Source organism: Chimaeribacter californicus, from assembly GCF_002858675.1.
Classification (GTDB): Bacteria; Pseudomonadota; Gammaproteobacteria; order Enterobacterales; family Enterobacteriaceae; genus Chimaeribacter; species Chimaeribacter californicus.
The window spans coordinates 38,025-55,690 of record NZ_PJZF01000014.1 but is presented as its reverse complement, the minus strand read 5'-3'; the positions used below and the strand labels follow the sequence as shown (position 1 = coordinate 55,690).

Here is a 17,666-nt window from a genome sequence, read left to right as displayed (position 1 = left end):
ATGTTACGCTGAGACGAAAAAGACTGTCAACCGCCGCCCGGCAGTTAATGTGCAACAAACATTCACCGGCCGGGGGCGCAGGGGAAAGGCCGGGCACCGCGCGGCAGCGGGCTTCCGGCCAGGCGGGGATTATACGGTCTCGAGCCGGGCATAAGCGGCCACCAGCCACTTGATACCTTCGCCGTTAAAGGCGATCTGCAACCGGCTGTGATCGCCGCTGCCTTCCAGATTGATAATGGTGCCTTCACCAAATTTCGGGTGGCGCACACGCTGGCCGAGGCTGTAGCCGCTGTCATTTTCCATCACCGGCGCGCCCATGCGGCGGGTGTTGACCGGGCGTGAGACGCTGGCGCGCAGCCGCACCTCTTCAATGCAGTTCTCCGGCAGCTCCGCGATGAAACGCGATGGCCGGTGGAACACCTCTTTGCCGTACAGGCGGCGCGTTTCGGCGTAGGTCAGCGTGAGTTTCTGCATCGCGCGCGTGACGCCCACGTAGGCCAGCCGCCGCTCCTCTTCGAGCCGCCCACCTTCGTCCAGCGCCATCTGACTTGGGAACATGCCCTCTTCCATGCCGACGATAAACACCTGCTTAAACTCCAGCCCTTTCGCGGAGTGCAGCGTCATCAGCTGCACGGCGTCCTGATAGGCGTCCGCCTGCCCTTCGCCCGCTTCCAGCGCGGCGTGGGAGAGAAACGCCTGCAACGGCATCAGGTCTTCATTTTCATCCTGATAACTGTACTGGCGCGTGGCGTTGACCAGTTCCTCAAGGTTTTCGATGCGCGCCTGGCCCTTCTCGCCCTTCTCCTGCTCGTACATCATCCACAGGCCGGAATCCTTGATCACCCGGTCAGTCTGCACATGCAGCGGCATCTCGCTGGTGTCATGCGCCAGCGCATCCACCAGCTCGGTAAAGCGTTGCAGCGCCGAGGCGGCCCGGCCTGCCAGCGCCTTCTCCTGCAACAGGGCGCGGGTCGATTGCCACAGCGTCAGCTGGCGCTCACGCGCCGTCTGGCGCACCACGTCAATGGTGCGGTCGCCGATGCCGCGGGTCGGCGTATTCACCACGCGCTCAAAGGCGGCGTCGTCATTGCGGTTGGCGATCAGGCGCAGGTATGCCAGCGAATCCTTGATCTCCTGCCGTTCGAAGAAGCGCATCCCGCCGTAGATGCGGTACGGCATCGACACCTGTAACAGCGCCTCTTCCAGCACGCGCGACTGGGCGTTGCTGCGGTAGAGGATCGCGCAGTCATTCAGCGCGTTACCCGTTTCCTGCCAGGTTTTGATGCGGTTCACCACGAAACGCGCTTCATCCAGTTCGTTGAACGCGCAGTAGATCGAGATACGCTCGCCCTCGGCGTCTTCCGTCCAGAGGTTTTTGCCCATCCGCCCGTTGTTGTTGGCGATCAGGGTGTTGGCGGCGGTCAGGATGTTACTGGTGGAGCGGTAATTCTGCTCCAGGCGGATGGTTTCCGCCTTCGGGAAGTCTTTGAGGAAGCGCTGGATGTTCTCCACCTGCGCGCCGCGCCAGCCGTAAATGGACTGGTCATCGTCGCCGACAATCATCACATTGGCCTGATCCCCGGCCAGCAAACGGATCCAGGCATACTGGATGCTGTTGGTGTCCTGGAACTCATCCACCAGAATGTTGGTGAAGCGCTCGCGGTAGTGGTTGAGGATATGCGGTTTGTTGAGCCACAGCTCATGGGCGCGCAGCAGCAGCTCGGCGAAATCCACCAGCCCGGCGCGGTCGCACGCCTCCTGATATGCCTGATAGACGCGCAGCCAGGTCTGCTCCACCGGGTTGCCGTAGCTCTCGATATGGTGCGGGCGCAGGCCGTCATCTTTTTTGCCGTTGATGTACCACATCGCCTGGCGCGCCGGCCACTGCTTCTCATCCAGGTTCATCGCCTTGATCAGGCGCTTGAGCAGGCGCAGCTGGTCTTCGCTGTCGAGGATTTGGAAATCCTGCGGCAGCCGCGCATCCAGATGGTGGGCGCGCAGCAGGCGGTGCGCCAGCCCGTGGAAGGTGCCGATCCACATGCCGCCCTGGCTGGTGCCGATCAGGTGCTCAATGCGGTGGCGCATTTCGGCCGCCGCTTTGTTGGTGAAGGTCACCGCCATAATTGAATAGGGTGAGCAATTCTCCACGGAGAGCAGCCAGGCGATGCGGTGCACCAGCACCCGCGTTTTGCCGCTGCCCGCGCCGGCCAACACCAACAGGTTGCTGCGTGGCGCCGCCACGGCTTCGCGTTGTTTATCATTCAGGCTGTCGAGCAGGTCAGAAACGTCCATAGGCACCGTCTGTCTGGGTAAGGAGAAAACGCCGGGCAATAAGATGCCGGGCATTTCACTGGGGATATATACAGAATTGCAGAGGATTATAACAATGCTGTCAGCGAAGCCAACCGCGAAATCTCGATATGGGGCAATAAGCGCGCGTCGCGGATTTTCATCAGATTGCCTTCGCGCAGGTTAATCCAGCAGGATTGCATGCCGCAGCGCACCGATCCGGCCACGTCGGTGGTGAGGTCATCCCCGACGTGCAGGATTTCACGCAGCGGCAGGTCGAGCTGGCGCGCTGCCAGGTGGTACATATCTTCATACGGCTTGGCGCGGCCATGCGGCCCGGAGCGCAGCACACATTCAAAATAGTCACTCAGCCCAAAAGCCGCCGGATCGGCATTGCCGTTGGTCACTGCCACCAGCGGCCAGCGCGCCGCCAGCGCCTTCAGGGTGTCGTGCGTCTCCTGCGGCACCTCAATCCGGCTGCGCCACTGGGCAAAATGCGCCATCGCCTCGTCTGCGCCCTGTGTCGCGTCTGCGTCACTCAGCCCCAGCCGGGTCAGGCCCAGGTGCACCGCCCGCCAGCGCCACTGGGTAACATCGTGGTAAATCTCCGGCTCCTGTTGCCGCAATTCGGCACGCAGCTGCTGGAAGTGGCCGGATTCCACTTCCGCCAGCAGCGGATGGTAGCCGCGCAGGAAGTTCATCGACTCCTGCTCGGTGCGGCGGATCACCGGCACGTTGTCATACAGCGTGTCATCCAGATCGAAGGTAAGGGCCGAAATGGCCTGTAACGGACGATAGACGATCATCAGGATTTTCCTCGTTTGGCTCGCGGGTGCGCGGCATCATACACCGATGCCAGATGCTGGAAGTCGAGATGAGTATAGATCTGGGTGGTAGAAAGGTTGGCGTGACCGAGCAGCTCCTGCACCGCGCGCAGATCGCCGCTCGACTCCAGCATATGTGTGGCAAACGAGTGGCGCAATTTATGCGGGTGAATATGGCTGTTCACCCCCTGTTTGATGCCCCACTCGGCAAAGCGTTTCTGCACGTTGCGCGCCGAGATGCGTTTCCCCTGTTTCGACAGGAACAGCGCGTCATCCAAGGGGCCGAACTGGTCACGCAGCGCCAGCCACTTTTCCAGCCACTCAAGTGCGGTCTTGCCGATCGGCACTTTGCGCTCTTTGCTGCCCTTGCCCAGCACCCACACTTCGCCGCCCACGCGGTCAACATGGCGGCAGTCAATGCCCACCGTTTCCGCCAGACGCAGCCCGGCACCGTACATGATCTCCAGCATCGCCCGGTCGCGGATTGCCAGTGGGTCATTGAAATCGATGGAGAGCAGCTTATCAACTTCGTCCACGTCCATGTTTTTCGGCAGGTGGCGTGCCGCGCGCGGCGTGGAGATGCCTTTGGCAGGGTTGGCCGGCAACGCGCCCTGGCTGACCATCCAGTCCAGGAAACTGCGCAACGCGGACATCCGCAACGCCAGGCTGGCGGCTTTCAGGCCGCTGCGTTTGCTGTTGGCGGCCAGTGATCGTACGCGGGCCGGGTCAAGCTGCGGCCACGCCTGCACGCCGGCTTTGGCGGCCATCTCTACCAGTACGGCAAGTTCATGGTGATAACTTTTAATTGTCAGCGGGCTGAGCTGCCGTTCGTTTTTCAGGAAGCGCAGGAAGCGTTCCACCGGTTCACTGAGCGCCGGGAACAGGGTATCGCCCGCTGCGCCGGTCATGCGCGTTCCACCCAGCGTGCCAGCAGGCCGGGCAACATGCGCGCCAGCTGGTCGAGCATCACGGTGCCCATGCCGGTATGGTAGTGATGCGGATCACGGCTGCTGAAGATCAGCATCCCCAGCCCGCCCTGTTCCCCCATCAGCGACAGCGCAACCGAACCGACCTGCTTCGCCTGCGGCAACAGCAGCAGCAATTCCGGGCCGGTGAGGCTGCCGAGGAAGTGGTTATCCTCGCCCATGCGGGGAATGCGGAACGCCTCGAACGCCATGCGCGACAGCCCCAGATGGGTAAAGTGCGACGGCGCGCCCAGTTTCCAGCTTTCAGAGAAGAGGCGGACATGTGCCCCGGCCAGCCCGAGGCTGCGCGCCCAGCGGTGCAGGCGGTCGAGCATATCCTGTAAACTTTCGGCGCCGGCCAGATCGGCCTGTAGCTGAATCAGGCGGCCAAACAGTGACTCGTTCACCGTGGCCTGCTCCATCAGCAGGGTGATCTCTTCTTCCAGGTGGCGTATCTGGTTGCGCTGGCGGCCAAGCTGCCACTCTACCAGCGACACCGACCCGCGCACCGGGTGCGGCACCCGCAGCTGCTCCACGCGGCGTGCGTTGCGGATAAAGAAATCAGGATGTTGCAGCAGATAGTGCATCACCCGCTCATCGTTAAGGTCAGCGACGGCGGTCGCCTGATCGTCTGCATTACTCATAAATGAATGAACCCGTCATATACATGGGTGGCCGGCCCGGTCATAAACAGCGGGTGGCCCGGCCCCTTCCAGCGGATGTTCAGGTTGCCGCCCGGCAACTCCACCAGCACGCTTTCGGTAAGCAGCTCCTGAAGAATACCGACGGCTGCCGCCGCACAGGCGCCGCTGCCGCAGGCCTGGGTTTCACCGGCCCCGCGCTCAAACACGCGCAGCTTGATGTGATCGCGGCTGACTACCTGCATAAAGCCGACGTTCACGCGCTCCGGGAAGCGGTCATGGTTTTCCAGCACCGGCCCCAGGGTTTCCACCTCAGCGGTCAGCACATCTTCTACCTGCAGCACGCAGTGCGGGTTGCCCATCGACACCACGCCGCACAGGATAGTTTTCTCCGCGGCGCGCAGGATATAGGTTTTTTCCGCTTTGGCGGCGCGGAACGGTACTCCTTGCGGCTCGAAATTCGGCTCGCCCATGTTCACACAGACGTCGTCATTTTCCGTCACGCTCAGTACCATGCGGCCGGTCTGGGTGCTGACGCGGATGTCGCGTTTATTGGTCAGCCCTTTCAGGCGGACAAAGCGGGCGAAGCAGCGGGCGCCGTTGCCGCACTGGGCCACTTCACTGCCGTCAGCATTAAAGATGCGGTAATGGAAATCCAGCTCCGGGTCGTAGGGCGGTTCGACAATCAACAGCTGGTCAAAGCCGACGCCGGTATGACGATCGGCCAGCCGCCGGATCAGGTCGGGTGAGAAATAAACGTTCTGTGTTACGGCATCAACAACCATGAAGTCGTTGCCCAGCCCATGCATTTTGGAGAACTGCATATCTTACTCCGCTTACTGCCGGCGAATTCCGGACGCCGGGTGCGCCTGGCAGGCCGCGCCTGCCTGAGCCACCCTGTTACATACCGGCAGACGATGAGGTGCTCTGCGTACCGGACGATGATTGTTGGTTTCGCTGCCCTTCACCGGTGGAGGGTGAGGTGGCGGCCTTTGGCTTTTCCGCCGGGGGGAAATAGAGCGGGCCTTTCAGGCCACAGCCGGAAAGCCCCAGCAACGTGACCGCAGCCAGCGCCCAGCGTAATTGTTTTTTCATTCTATTGATGCCTGTGTTTCGTGCGTCCAAGCTCTCTATAATCGCAGGTGGATCATGAAAAGCAATAGGAATTGCATCTGAGCGGCGGCATTGCTTTCGCGGGTGCGCCATAAAAAAGGGCCCGGCAAGCCGGACCCTTTTCCAGAGCGGTGGCAGGCATTAATGCAGCTGGTAAAACTGCTTCAGCGACTGCGGCAATGCATCGTTGTTTACGGCCAGGTTCAGCGCGGTGAGCGCCTTGCTGCGGAACGGGATCACCTGCTTGCGCCCCTCAAGTACCACGATCTGGTAGAACTGCGGCAGGTTGAAGTTAATAAAGCTGGAGCCGTACGTGAAGCGGTCATGGGAGGAGGAGTAAAAACGGCTGACATCCTTTACCAGCTCCTCTTTGCTGCCTTCACAGTGATGGAACACCTCAATCCTGTTCGACTCATCAAGAATATAGATGTTGAAGCCGCGGTCATCCGGCGAGTCTTCAAAGAAGAACTGGATAATGCCTTCGCTGGCGTAGCCGTCCACCACCGCCGGCAGGTGCACCTGATCGGACTCCATCTTCACGGACAGGCCATGCAGCTTGTTGTTGGAGATGGCCCCGTAAAATTCCACCGCGTTTTCCAGCTTCTGGACGGAAACGCTTAAGCGCTCAAAGAACAGCCCCCAGGTCTGGCCGGACACCCGCACCGCCTTGAAGCGCCCCGGCTCGTGCCGGGTGCTGGAAAGACGCAGCTCAATGCATTCGGACACCAGCTGTTGCAGGCGCGTGCGGATAAGCCCGCGCAGGTGCTGGCTGTAACAGAAGACTTCCACTGACTCCGGCGGCGCGGCATCCTGGTGCATTTTGCCGAGGATGGTTTTCAGCGCTTCCAGCACCGCCTGTTCGCCGCTGAAATGCAGCGTCCGCACCTCGTTCCAGGAGTTGCGGTAGAGCAGGTCAATACTGCCCACCAGGCACTGCTGCTGCTGGCCGAAACTGAACACGTCAAGTTTGCGGAAATCAAAATGCACCACCTGGTTGCGGAACGCCGCAGTCGGGTCGTGCTCGAGATTGACGATAATCGCCAGATGGCGGATCTCACACGGGCTGTAGAGCGCTTTCGGCGTCGGGGCCGGCAGGCGCAGCGGGAAGTGGTGCGACACATCCGCCACCAGCTCCTGCAATTTGGCGATATCACACAGGCTGCCGCCTTTAATATGCAGGCGGGTGCGCGGCGTCAGCAAACCGTTGAAATAAGCCCACGCCACCAGCTTGTTCAGGTAGCGGTTATATTCCAGCGGCTGGTGGCTGATGATGGCATCCATCGACGGCGCCTGGTTATAGAGATACCAGCCGGTGCGGTTGGCACGGCCCACCGGGACATGGATAAAGGTCAGATCGTTTTCTGACAGATCCGGCGAAATCTGTGGGTTTACCAGCGTCACTTTGCCCGGCAGTGCCTCAAAGGCGGCGTAGAGTTTGCGGGTCAGTACGCCGATGTCCTGCGGGCTGGCGCTGACGCTTAAATTATTGCGGCGGGCGAAACGGATCAGGTTGCGGTAGCTCTGCATCATCGCATCCAGCAGTTCGTTATGCGCCTCGCGTACCCGGCCGATTTTCCAGTTGTTGCGGTTGTCCAGAATCGCCAGCTTCTCGCTGCTCCAGCCCCACTCCTGCACCAGCTGCACCAGAATTTCACGCCGCCAGCCCACGCATTCGCGCCCCTGTGACAACTTTTCGCACACTTTCAGGTAGAAGCAGCGGCGCACCAGATCGAGGCGGGTTTCATCCTCAATCGCCGTCAGGTAACGGGTCACGCGATCCAGCATCATGCAGTAGGCGTCCAGCCCGAAAGAGACGATCTCCCCATCGTGCAGGCGGCGTTTGATGTCCATCGCCAGCAGTTGGGTCTGTGGGTACTCCCAGGAATAGGCTTCCAGCAGCAGGGTTTTCAGCACCGCCTTGTAGGGCGAGTCGATGCTTTTATAGAGCTGCCACAGGCTGGCACCGAAATACTCTTCCGCTGACAGCGTGCTCAGGCCGCCGAGATCCAGCCACTCATTCGGCGTCAGCGCGCCCTGCGCGTAAAGCGACATGACGTAGTCGTCATAATTGCTCTCTTCCTCGCACGGCACCATGTTCCACAAAATGCGCTTGCCGGCCAGCCGTACCGCGCTGCGGTAGAACTCATCCAGCAACAGAATATGTTGGGTGGAACCGCAATCCTCACCGCCCAGGCTGCCGCTCTCATTGTGGCGGAAGCGGTTCTCATCAATCAGGAAGAAGCTGACTTCAATGCCCAGATCGGCGGCCCAGGCCTCCAGCAGGCTGCATTTCTGTTGCAGGCGCTGGCGCTCTTCCGGGTCGAGCCAGGATTGGTGGCAGACCCAGATGTCGAGGTCTGAGCTGTCGCTCTGGCCGATTGAGGAGGTGCTGCCCATGGTGTAAAGGGCCGTTACCGGCAATTCGCCATGGGGGGTCTTATCCAGAGGTTTGCCGATTTTTTCTTCTAAATCAGCAAGATAACGCGATTGCTTTTCATCAGGCGTGAACAGGCAAATGCCGCATGGAACGCTGCCTTCAAGGTAGCCGGGCATCAGAGGGTGGTGGTAATGCAATAAGATCGGCAGCAGACTGTAGACCTGTTGGAAAACCGGCCCGGTGGCCGCCAGGGCGCGATCGACACGCAATTGGTTGATCGCATCCAGTCTCTGCTTGAGTGTCTCAATGTAGAGGTACAAGACGTTTCGCCTGATTTATCCCAGTGTCTTTTAAAATCCCCGTTTTCCACCCTGTCTCTGTTTTAGACGAATAATTGACAGGTAATTGCTGGAAACGTGATCAATTTAACACCTTGCTGATTGACCGTAAAGAAAGTATAGCACCAGACTTATTCTGGTCCCTTTGTATACTCTTCTCCACCCGCCATGTCATGTAAAACCTGTTGGGCGTGCCGTTCTGACCAATCTCTTCCCGGCATACCGGGGCTTCTTCCGCTGACAGCTTTCCCCGGTAGATGGTAGGATGTGGGCGAAATCGTAAAACGGTAACAAGCATGTTAGACAAAATTATCCGGATTGCCACCCGTCAAAGTCCGCTGGCCCTGTGGCAGGCTCACTACGTTCAACACTGCCTGGAGGCAGCCCACCCCGGCCTGCGCGTCGAGCTGGTGCCGATGGTGACACGCGGCGACATTATTCTTGATACACCGCTGGCGAAAGTGGGCGGCAAAGGGCTGTTCGTTAAAGAGCTGGAGCTGGCCCTGCTGGAAAACCGCGCAGACATCGCCGTGCATTCCATGAAAGATGTGCCGGTTGCCTTCCCGGAAGGCCTGGGGCTGGTGACCATCTGCGAGCGCGACGACCCGCGTGACGCCTTCGTCTCCCCGAATTTTGAAAGCCTGGCGCACCTGCCGCCGGGCAGCGTGGTCGGCACCTCCAGCCTGCGCCGCCAGTGCCAGTTGCGTGAAATGCGCCCGGACCTGGTGATCCGCGACTTGCGCGGCAACGTCGGCACCCGGCTTGCGAAACTCGACAGCGGCCAGTATGACGCCATCATCCTCGCGGTGGCCGGGCTGAAACGCCTGGGGCTGGAATCACGCATCCGTAATGCCATCTCGCCGGAAGAGTGTTTGCCGGCAGTGGGCCAGGGCGCGGTGGGTATCGAGTGCCGGCTGGACGACAGCGTCACCCGCGCCCTGCTGGCGCCGCTGAACCACACGGAAACGGACATCCGCGTCCGTGCCGAACGGGCGATGAACACCCGCCTGGAAGGTGGTTGCCAGGTGCCGATCGGCAGCTACGCGGTGCTGGAAGGCGATCGCCTCTGGCTGCGTGCGCTGGTCGGCGCGCCGGACGGCAGCGAGATCGTGCGCGGTGAGCGCCACGGCAGCGCCGCAGACGCCGAGCAGATGGGCATCGACCTGGCCGAAGAGCTGCTTTCGCGCGGCGCGCGTGAGATCCTCGCCGAGGTCTATCAGGGGAACCCGCCTGCATGACCATTCTGGTGACCCGCCCTTCCCCGTCAGGCGAACAGTTGGTCAGCCGGTTACGCCAGCTTGGCCTGGCCGCGTATCACGCGCCGCTGATTGAGTTTACCCCGGGGCGGGACGTGGCCACCCTGCCGGATCGGCTGGCGGCGTGCGCGCCGGGCGATCTGGTGTTTATCCTGTCGCAACATGTGGTGGGTTACGCCCACCATGCCCTGACCCTTCGCGGCATGGCCTGGCCGCCGGCCCTTCATTATTATGCCATCGGCCGCACCACCGGCCTGAAACTGCATACCCTCACCGGCCTGCCGGTCACCTACCCGCCGGGCAGCGAAACCAGTGAAACCCTGCTCCGCCTGCCCGACCTGCAACAGGTGGCGGGCAAAAAGGCGCTGATTTTACGCGGCAACGGTGGGCGGGAATTACTGGCCGCAACCCTGGCGGAGCGCGGGGCCGACGTCAGCTACTGCGAATGCTACCAGCGCAGCCCGATCCACTATAACGGCAGTGAGCAGAGCGCCCACTGGCAGCGCACCGGGGTCAGCAGGCTGGTGGTCACCAGCGGTGAAATGTTACAACAGCTCTATACTTTAGTTCCTGATTACTATCGGACTTCATGGTTGCTGCGCTGCAACCTGGTCGTGGTCAGCGAACGCCTGGCAACACTGGCGCGCCGGCTTGGCTGGCAGGATGTCCGTGTTGCTGACAATGCCGATAATGACGCGCTGATCCGCGCGCTACAATAACCTGACTATGGGATGTGCCAACATGACGGAACAAAAAACCCCATCCGCGCCGGAAGATGAGATCACGCCAGCGGTGGAGACACCCCTCCAGCCAGATGCTGAACCCCGTAAAGCGCAACGTACCGGCGTGGTGTTGGGTGCCGTAGCCATTGCGCTGGCACTCGCCCTGGGTGCGGGCCTTTACTACCACGGGCAACAGCAGGCCAGCGCGCAACGGGCAGAGAATGAGGCCCTGCGTACACAGTTAGCCGCGTTGCAACAGAGCCAGCAGCAGGATAAGCAGCAACAAGGGACACTGTTGCAGCAGCAGGCCAGCGCGCTGCAAAACGCCGATCAGCAACAGGCGGCGTTGGGCCGTCAGCTGAATGAGTTGCAGGAGAAAGTTGCCACCATCTCCGGCAGTGATGCCAAAACCTGGCTGCTGGCGCAGGCTGATTTTCTGGTCAAACTGGCCGGCCGCAAGCTCTGGAGCGATCAGGACGTCACCACTGCTGCGGCGCTGCTGAAAAGCGCTGACGCCAGCCTGGCAGACATGAACGACCCCAGCCTGCTGGAGGTGCGCCGCGCCATCACCGAGGATGTCAGCACCCTGTCAGTGGTATCGCAGGTGGATTTCGACGGCATTATTCTGAAAGTAAACCAGCTCTCCAATCAGGTGGATAACCTGCGCCTGGCGGATGACAACACCGATGATTCGCCAATGGATGAAGACAGCAGTACGCTGTCAGCCTCGCTGTCAGAGTGGCGCCAGAACCTGACCAAAAGCTGGCACAACTTTATGGATGACTTCATCACCATCCGTCGCCGTGATACCAGCGCCGAGCCGCTGCTGGCCCCGAACCAGGATGTTTACCTGCGTGAGAACATCCGCTCGCGTCTGTTAGTGGCCGCCCAGGCGGTGCCGCGCCACCAGAATGAAGTGTACAAACAGTCGCTGGAGACGGTTTCCGGCTGGGTGCGCTCTTACTTTGATGCCAATGACCCAGCCACCAAAGCCTTCCTGGACGATCTGGATAACCTGAGCCAGCAATCTATTTCGATGGATGTGCCTGCGGAACTGAAAAGCCAGCCGATGCTGGAAAAACTGATGCAGACCCGCGTCCGTAACCTGCTGGCGCAAGCGCCGGCCGCTGCCAGCCAGGAGGGCTAAAACATGATTCGTGTTTTAGTGCTGTTCCTCATCCTGATTGCCGGCGTGATCGTCGGGCCGCTGCTGGCCGGGCATCAGGGCTACGTCCTGATCCAGACCGATAACTACAACGTTGAAACCAGCGTGACCGGCCTGGTGATCATGGCCGTGCTGCTGTTTGTGGCGCTGTTCATCATCGAATGGATTCTGCGCCGCATTTTCCGCACCGGCGTGCGTACCCGTCGCTGGTTCCGCGGCCGCAAACGCTCTAAAGCCCACAAACAGACGCAGGCCGCGCTGGTGAAACTGGCAGAGGGCGATCACCGTCAGGCAGAAAAACTGCTGACCCGCCATGCCGACCATGCCGAGCAACCGGTGGTGAACTACCTGCTGGCGGCGGAAGCCGCACAACAGCGCGGGGATGATTTCCGCACCAACCAGTATCTGGAGCGTGCAGCGGAGATTGCCGATAACGATCAACTGCCGGTGGACATCACCCGCGTGCGCATCCAGCTGGCGCAGGGTGAAATCCATGCTGCCCGCCACGGGGTGGATAATCTGGTGGGCCAGGCGCCGCGTCATCCGGAAGTGTTGCGGCTGGCCGAGCAGGCTTACCTGCGCAGCGGAGCCTACGATGCCTTGCTGGAGATTATCCCGTCGATGGCGAAAATCCACCTGTATGACGATGCCCATCTCCAGGCCTTGCGCGAGAAGGCCTATATCGGCCTGATGAACGAAGCGATGGCGAAAGAGGGCAGCGACGGCCTGAAACGCTGGTGGAAAGCGCAGAACCGCAAAACCCGCCACGATACCGCCTTGCAAGTTGCGATGACGGAAAACCTGATCGCCTGTAACGATCATGATATGGCGCAGGAAGTGCTGCTGGATGGGCTGAAGCGTCACTACGATGAACGCCTGGTGCTGCTGATGCCGCGCCTGAAATCCGGCAACCCTGAACAGCTGGAAAAAGTCTTGCGCCAGCAGATCAAACAGCATGGTGCGACCCCGTTGCTGAACAGCACGCTGGGCCAGATGCTGATGAAACATGGCGAATGGCAGGCGGCGAGTGAGTGTTTCCGTGCCGCGCTGGCAGAGCGCCCGGACGGCTATGATTACGCCTGGCTGGCCGACACGCTGGACAAGCTGCATAAGCCTGAAGAAGCCGCCCAACTGCGCCGCGAAGGCCTGCACCTCACGCTGCAACGCCCGGAGGAGTAATTGCCCCAGCCGTTAACCGAAAGGCTCCCGATGGGAGCCTTTTTTACGTCTGCGCCTGACATACAGGCAAAAAAAAACACTTGCCCGCCGGGACAAGTGTTGAAACAAGCAAATTCAGGTCTAGGACAACCGGGGGTGGTACCTCACTCAACGTTATGTCCGCTTGGTGATAACAGGTGTTATCGATAAGGTGGACACTAGGTACCGAAATTGGCTCTGCATCATTCCAGGTTTTATGAAGCCGAAGCAGTCATAACAGGGTGAATGAGCATCTACACCTTAAGTATTGCATATCACGTGCCAGTTTTCATTTGCATGTTATAATTAATTATAACTTATTGAAAATATTATAAATTATTTATAAAAAATAAAGAAGGAATTGTCAGCCTCGGTAATACCGCTTTTGCTTTTAACCGAGTTTTGTCGCCCGAGAACGACACCCATTAAGCATTCTCTGTTTTCTATTTTAATTCAAAAGGATATATGTCACTTATTAACGACAGAGCTTCTCTTCTCACTTGCTAAAAACGACACAGAAAAAATGAAGAATAAAAACGCAGTCCTGCTTAGCCTGGCCATCTGACGATATTGTTATTACATTGATTTTAAACAAATTAGTCTTAAATATTTAATAATTTTGGCAAGTTGATTATTGATACCGTAAGCCTTTAATACACACTAAATAAAAGGTTATCGCCTATGGCATCAATACCCTTGTCAGGCCCGGCTTCGGGCGTAAAAATTATCCATAATAATATGAGGGAGGCCCGTCAACATGGAATGTCCCGGAACATGGCTACAGCGGGCACCTATTACTGGTTTTATCAAAAAGTCAGAAACAAAGGGCCTTGGGACTATAAGCAATTCGACCTTTACTGGGCAGCCTTTGGGAATTTCAATTTTGGTGCCGCAGGGACGGCAGCAGGCATACCTGCAGAGACATTACTTATGGGAGCAGGTTATGCGCAAATACGCGCTGGAACATCAAAACCAGAATGGGGGAAATGGCATCAGAAGCCCCCGTACGGTGATGATCCCACCGACCAGCGAAATATCCGGGAAGGAATAGCCTATGCCATTCAAAACGGCTATTAGATGGGTACATGGTTTTGTCACCCTGGTGCTGCTGGTTCTGGTTGCGGGGTGCTGGTTTATGCATCCTGGCGTCGCTTCTGACGCGGAAGATGAATTACAGCATACTTACCAGTTGAACAATCAGTTGTGGCTTTATATGACTGAGAATCGTCGTGGCGACGCAACGGTTCCCATTATTTACCGTTATTATTTGGGACAAGAGATTAAGGGCAGCGAGCGCGAAATAGTGAAACATCTCAATGCAGATATGCTTTTTCTGGCGGGAACCGGCACTATTTCTGCTATCCATGCTGATAATGAAAATCGGGTTGAGGTCACCTACAGTGGCGAGGTTTTCTCGTTAAGCCGCAAGGTATATTACCAGGACGCCGATCAGACCATGACTGCGCATATTAATTATCAGATTAGGTAAAGGTAAGAGAAGGGTTTTGCTGTTGTCGCCCTATCATCCGCCTGTTGTCGCAGGATGGGACTACGCCACAATCGGACTACGCGCACATAGTCCCAAATATAGTCCCAAACCATCCGGCTAAAACAGTGGCATGCCGGTAAAGGTCGGGCAATAAAATCCGGAACACTTTTGCGGATATCAGAAAGCGAAAAACCCCGCAGAGCGGGGTTATTCTGAATGTGGTCGGCGAGAGAGGATTCGAACCTCCGACCCACTGGTCCCAAACCAGTTGCGCTACCAAGCTGCGCTACTCGCCGATTTTTTACTGCTGTTTTTACTTCTTACTTCAACAACATCTGAGATGTTGTTTGTGTGGTGCGAAGAGAGGGACTTGAACCCTCACGTCCGTAAGGACACTAACACCTGAAGCTAGCGCGTCTACCAATTCCGCCACCTTCGCATCGCCACAAATCTGGGGTGGCTAATGGGACTCGAACCCACGACAACTGGAATCACAATCCAGGGCTCTACCAACTGAGCTATAGCCACCATCACATTACTGCTTTACTGCTACTTCACGCGGTACGTTCTTTCCGAAGAAAGTGTCCACCGCAGCTCTTGCACACAAACTTAATGGTGCGCCCGACAGGATTCGAACCTGAGACCTCTGCCTCCGGAGGGCAGCGCTCTATCCAGCTGAGCTACGGGCGCTTAGCGCCGTTGCGGGGCGGGATATTACGGCTTTAGTGCTGGGCTGTCTAGTGCTTTTTTAGAAGAAATATCGCGTCTGCTTAGAGTTTGTGCGTTTCGTCCTAAAAGTGAGCGCTAAAGCCTTTAATCCCGCCCCTGCCCTGCTATTCTGCGCTGTTTTTCAACGCATCCCGGCGTTTATGCATGCCTGCGCCAACGTAAATTAAGGAGACGGCGGCAATAAAAATGCCCCCTACCAGCAGAGAAATACGCGTATCCGGGTTAATTCCCATCCCTACCAGCACACAAAGCAGGAAAGCGATGGTCAGGTAGTTGGCGTATGGGAACAGCAGCGACTTAAATGGATGGGTTTTCAATGCCTGCTTATGCACCGCACGGAATTTCAGCTGGCTGACCAGCACCACGAACCACGGCACCATGCCCGGCAGCACGCTGGCACTGTAGACGTACACAAACACCTGCTCCGGGTTCGGGATGATGTAGTTCAGGCAGGAGCCGGCCAGCAGGCAAAGAATGGTGATGGCAATGCCATACACCGGCACGCCGCCTTTTGACACGCGGCCCAGGAACGCGGGCAGTTGGCGGTTTTTCGCCAGGGCATAGAGCATACGCCCGCAGCTGTACATGCCGCTGTTACAACCGGAGAGCGCCGCTGTCAGCACCACAAAGTTAATGATACCGGCCGCCGCAGTGATGCCGATCTTCGAGAAGGTCAGCACAAACGGGCTGCCGTGGGTGCCGATCTCATTCCACGGGAAAATAGTAATGATGACGAAGATCGCGCCGACGTAGAAAATCAGGATGCGCCACAGGATGTTGTTGATGGCGCGCTTCAGCGTCACCTGTGGGTTTTTGGCTTCACCGGCCGTGATGCCGACCAGCTCCACGCCCTGATAGGACGCGACAACAATACAGAGCGCAAACAGGAAGCCTTTCCAGCCACCGGCGAAGAAGCCGCCGTGAGTGGTGAGGTTCTCAAAGCCCAGCGCCTGGCCATGGTTGCCGAAGCCGAAGAAGATAACGCCCAACCCCACTACGATCATCACAATAATGGTGGTGACTTTGATCAGCGCAAACCAGAACTCAAATTCGCCGTAGAGTTTCACCGCGGCCAGGTTAGCCAACGCCACCAGCGCAATTGCCGCCAGGGCAGGCACCCATTGCGGCAAATCGGGGAACCAGTACTGCACATAGACGCCCACGGCGGTTATCTCGGAGATCCCCACCGCAATCCACATAAACCAGTAGCTCCAGGCTGTCAGGTAACCAAAGTAAGGGCTGAGGTATTTATGCGCGTAGACAGCAAACGACCCGGCGACCGGCTCCAGGTGCAGCATTTCGCCCATGGCGCGCATGATAAAGAACACAAATAACCCGGCGACGATGTACGCCAGCAGAACCGACGGCCCCGCCCATTTCAACGTACTGCCCGCCCCCATAAACAGCCCGACACCAATGGTGCCGCCCAGGGCAATCAGCTCGATATGCCGTGCCTCCAACCCCCGGTGCAACCCTTTTTTCTCTTCGTGACTCGCCATAGATCCTCTGTTTTCGCGTGTTGTGTATGCCTTCCGGACAGGCCGGAATGTTATTTTTTTGGTGGTAGACCGAAAAAGGCCGCGTAACGCCGCCTGGGGCAAGTGGGCTGGGCCGGGGATTCCCTATAGAAAGAGGATAGGGAAGAAATGGCCCAGCCGCCGTCCGGCAGGTGCCTGCCGGATTTTGCCGGGCGCTATGGTTCCGTATTTTCTCAATAGAAGCAAACCAGAATGTGCAAGCCTTGAAGCAGGCTCACCGCTTTTTTTGCAAAAAGTGTGCAGCGTACGCCCTGAATTGCAGGACGTACGCGGTTTCAGAGTTGATCGGTGAAGTGGTAACGCAGGTATTTCAGCAGCTTTAACTGACGGCCCAGCCGGCTCGGTTGCAGGATCAGCCGGTAGAGCCACTCCAGCCCGGTGTTCTGCCAGAATTTCGGCGCGCGCTTTACATGGCCGGTGAAGACATCGTAGGTGCCGCCGACCCCCATATAGAGCGCGTGCGGGTGGAGCGCCCGGCAGTCCCGCATCAGCACTTCCTGCCGTGGTGAGCCCATCGCCACGGTGACAATCGCCGCGCCGCTGGCTTTCACCCGCTCAAACAGCGGCTGGCGCTGCTCCGGTGTGAAGTAGCCGTTCTGGCTGCCGACAATATTGACGTTCCACTGCGCGCGCAGTTTCTCTTCGGTCTGGGCCAGAATCTCCGGCTTGCCGCCAATCAGGAACACCGGCGTGCCCTCCTGCCCGGCGCGCGCCATCAACGCTTCCCAAAGATCCGCCCCGGCGATGCGCGACACCTCCGCCCCCGGGTATTTGCGGCGGATAGAGCGCACAATGCTGATGCCGTCGGCGTACTTATATTCCACACCGTTAATCAGCGCATGCAATGCGGCATCGCGTTCTGTTGCCAGCACCTTTTCCGCGTTAATCGCCACCAGGGTGCCGGTGCGCACCTGGCGGCCGGCAAACAGGTGGTCAAGAAACTGCGCCATATTTTTAAACCCCCAAATCTCCAGGCCACGGATGGTGTATTTGGGGACAGAACGTAGTGAGTCCATGAATTTC

Annotated in this window: 15 protein-coding genes and 4 tRNA genes; 6 read left to right on the top strand and 13 right to left on the bottom strand. The window is 58.5% G+C overall.

Going from position 1 to position 17,666, the window contains the following annotated elements:
- Positions 1 to 129: 129 nt before the first annotated feature.
- From uvrD to CYR55_RS15385, 7 genes are all read right to left on the bottom strand, one after another.
- Positions 130 to 2,292 (bottom strand): DNA helicase II, encoded by a 2,163-nt coding sequence (gene uvrD / locus CYR55_RS15415; RefSeq protein ID WP_101817264.1) that lies wholly within the window; start codon positions 2,290 to 2,292, stop codon positions 130 to 132.
- Between the two features lie 86 nt (positions 2,293 to 2,378).
- On the bottom strand, positions 2,379 to 3,095 hold the full coding sequence (gene yigB / locus CYR55_RS15410) for a 5-amino-6-(5-phospho-D-ribitylamino)uracil phosphatase YigB (protein ID WP_101817263.1): 717 nt from the start codon (positions 3,093 to 3,095) through the stop codon (positions 2,379 to 2,381).
- Positions 3,095 to 4,021, bottom strand: a complete 927-nt coding sequence (gene xerC, locus CYR55_RS15405; protein ID WP_101817262.1) for a tyrosine recombinase XerC — start codon at positions 4,019 to 4,021, stop codon at positions 3,095 to 3,097. Before xerC ends, yigB begins: the two co-directional genes overlap by 1 nt.
- Positions 4,018 to 4,722 (bottom strand): DUF484 domain-containing protein, encoded by a 705-nt coding sequence (locus tag CYR55_RS15400; RefSeq protein ID WP_101817261.1) that lies wholly within the window; start codon positions 4,720 to 4,722, stop codon positions 4,018 to 4,020. Before CYR55_RS15400 ends, xerC begins: the two co-directional genes overlap by 4 nt.
- Positions 4,719 to 5,543 carry a diaminopimelate epimerase gene (gene dapF, locus CYR55_RS15395; protein ID WP_101817260.1) on the bottom strand — a complete coding sequence of 275 codons (825 nt, stop codon included), beginning with the start codon at positions 5,541 to 5,543 and terminating at the stop codon, positions 4,719 to 4,721. The genes CYR55_RS15400 and dapF overlap by 4 nt, the downstream gene beginning before the upstream one ends.
- Positions 5,544 to 5,619: 76 nt before the next feature.
- On the bottom strand, positions 5,620 to 5,814 hold the full coding sequence (gene lptM / locus CYR55_RS23825) for an LPS translocon maturation chaperone LptM (protein WP_101817259.1): 195 nt from the start codon (positions 5,812 to 5,814) through the stop codon (positions 5,620 to 5,622).
- Positions 5,815 to 5,973: 159 nt separating this feature from the next.
- Complete coding sequence (locus CYR55_RS15385; RefSeq protein ID WP_101817258.1) at positions 5,974 to 8,529, bottom strand: class I adenylate cyclase; 2,556 nt, start codon at positions 8,527 to 8,529, stop codon at positions 5,974 to 5,976.
- Between the two features lie 314 nt (positions 8,530 to 8,843).
- Between CYR55_RS15385 and hemC the strand changes: the two genes are divergently transcribed.
- From hemC to CYR55_RS15355, 6 genes are all read left to right on the top strand, one after another.
- On the top strand, positions 8,844 to 9,785 hold the full coding sequence (gene hemC, locus CYR55_RS15380) for a hydroxymethylbilane synthase (RefSeq protein ID WP_101817257.1): 942 nt from the start codon (positions 8,844 to 8,846) through the stop codon (positions 9,783 to 9,785).
- A complete protein-coding gene (hemD, locus tag CYR55_RS15375; protein ID WP_101817256.1) occupies positions 9,782 to 10,522 on the top strand; it encodes a uroporphyrinogen-III synthase in 741 nt (246 codons plus the stop codon). Before hemC ends, hemD begins: the two co-directional genes overlap by 4 nt.
- Positions 10,523 to 10,544: 22 nt before the next feature.
- The gene (gene hemX, locus CYR55_RS15370; protein WP_101817255.1) at positions 10,545 to 11,672 is read left to right on the top strand and encodes a uroporphyrinogen-III C-methyltransferase; all 1,128 of its coding nucleotides are present in this window, start codon (positions 10,545 to 10,547) and stop codon (positions 11,670 to 11,672) included.
- 3 nt (positions 11,673 to 11,675) lie between these two features.
- Positions 11,676 to 12,869 carry a protoheme IX biogenesis protein HemY gene (gene hemY, locus CYR55_RS15365; protein WP_101817254.1) on the top strand — a complete coding sequence of 398 codons (1,194 nt, stop codon included), beginning with the start codon at positions 11,676 to 11,678 and terminating at the stop codon, positions 12,867 to 12,869.
- 699 nt (positions 12,870 to 13,568) lie between these two features.
- On the top strand, positions 13,569 to 13,964 hold the full coding sequence (locus tag CYR55_RS15360; protein WP_165699612.1) for a polymorphic toxin type 44 domain-containing protein: 396 nt from the start codon (positions 13,569 to 13,571) through the stop codon (positions 13,962 to 13,964).
- Positions 13,942 to 14,376: a hypothetical protein gene (locus CYR55_RS15355; protein WP_101817252.1), complete on the top strand. Its 435-nt coding sequence runs from the start codon at positions 13,942 to 13,944 to the stop codon at positions 14,374 to 14,376. Before CYR55_RS15360 ends, CYR55_RS15355 begins: the two co-directional genes overlap by 23 nt.
- A 219-nt stretch (positions 14,377 to 14,595) precedes the next feature.
- On the opposite strand, the gene CYR55_RS15350 is transcribed toward CYR55_RS15355, so the two are convergent.
- The 6 genes from CYR55_RS15350 to wecG all read right to left on the bottom strand — a co-directional run bounded on the left by CYR55_RS15350 (position 14,596) and on the right by wecG (position 17,659).
- A tRNA-Pro gene (locus CYR55_RS15350) sits at positions 14,596 to 14,672 on the bottom strand.
- 56 nt (positions 14,673 to 14,728) lie between these two features.
- Positions 14,729 to 14,815: transfer RNA gene (locus tag CYR55_RS15345), tRNA-Leu, on the bottom strand.
- A gap of 13 nt (positions 14,816 to 14,828) precedes the next feature.
- Positions 14,829 to 14,904 (bottom strand) — tRNA-His (locus CYR55_RS15340).
- A gap of 85 nt (positions 14,905 to 14,989) precedes the next feature.
- Positions 14,990 to 15,066: transfer RNA gene (locus CYR55_RS15335), tRNA-Arg, on the bottom strand.
- A 143-nt stretch (positions 15,067 to 15,209) separates the two neighbouring features.
- On the bottom strand, positions 15,210 to 16,604 hold the full coding sequence (gene thrP, locus CYR55_RS15330) for a bifunctional threonine/serine APC transporter ThrP (RefSeq protein WP_101817251.1): 1,395 nt from the start codon (positions 16,602 to 16,604) through the stop codon (positions 15,210 to 15,212).
- Between the two features lie 314 nt (positions 16,605 to 16,918).
- Entirely contained in the window at positions 16,919 to 17,659 is a 741-nt protein-coding gene (gene wecG / locus CYR55_RS15325; RefSeq protein WP_101817250.1) for a lipopolysaccharide N-acetylmannosaminouronosyltransferase, read from the bottom strand.
- Positions 17,660 to 17,666: the final 7 nt, after the last annotated feature.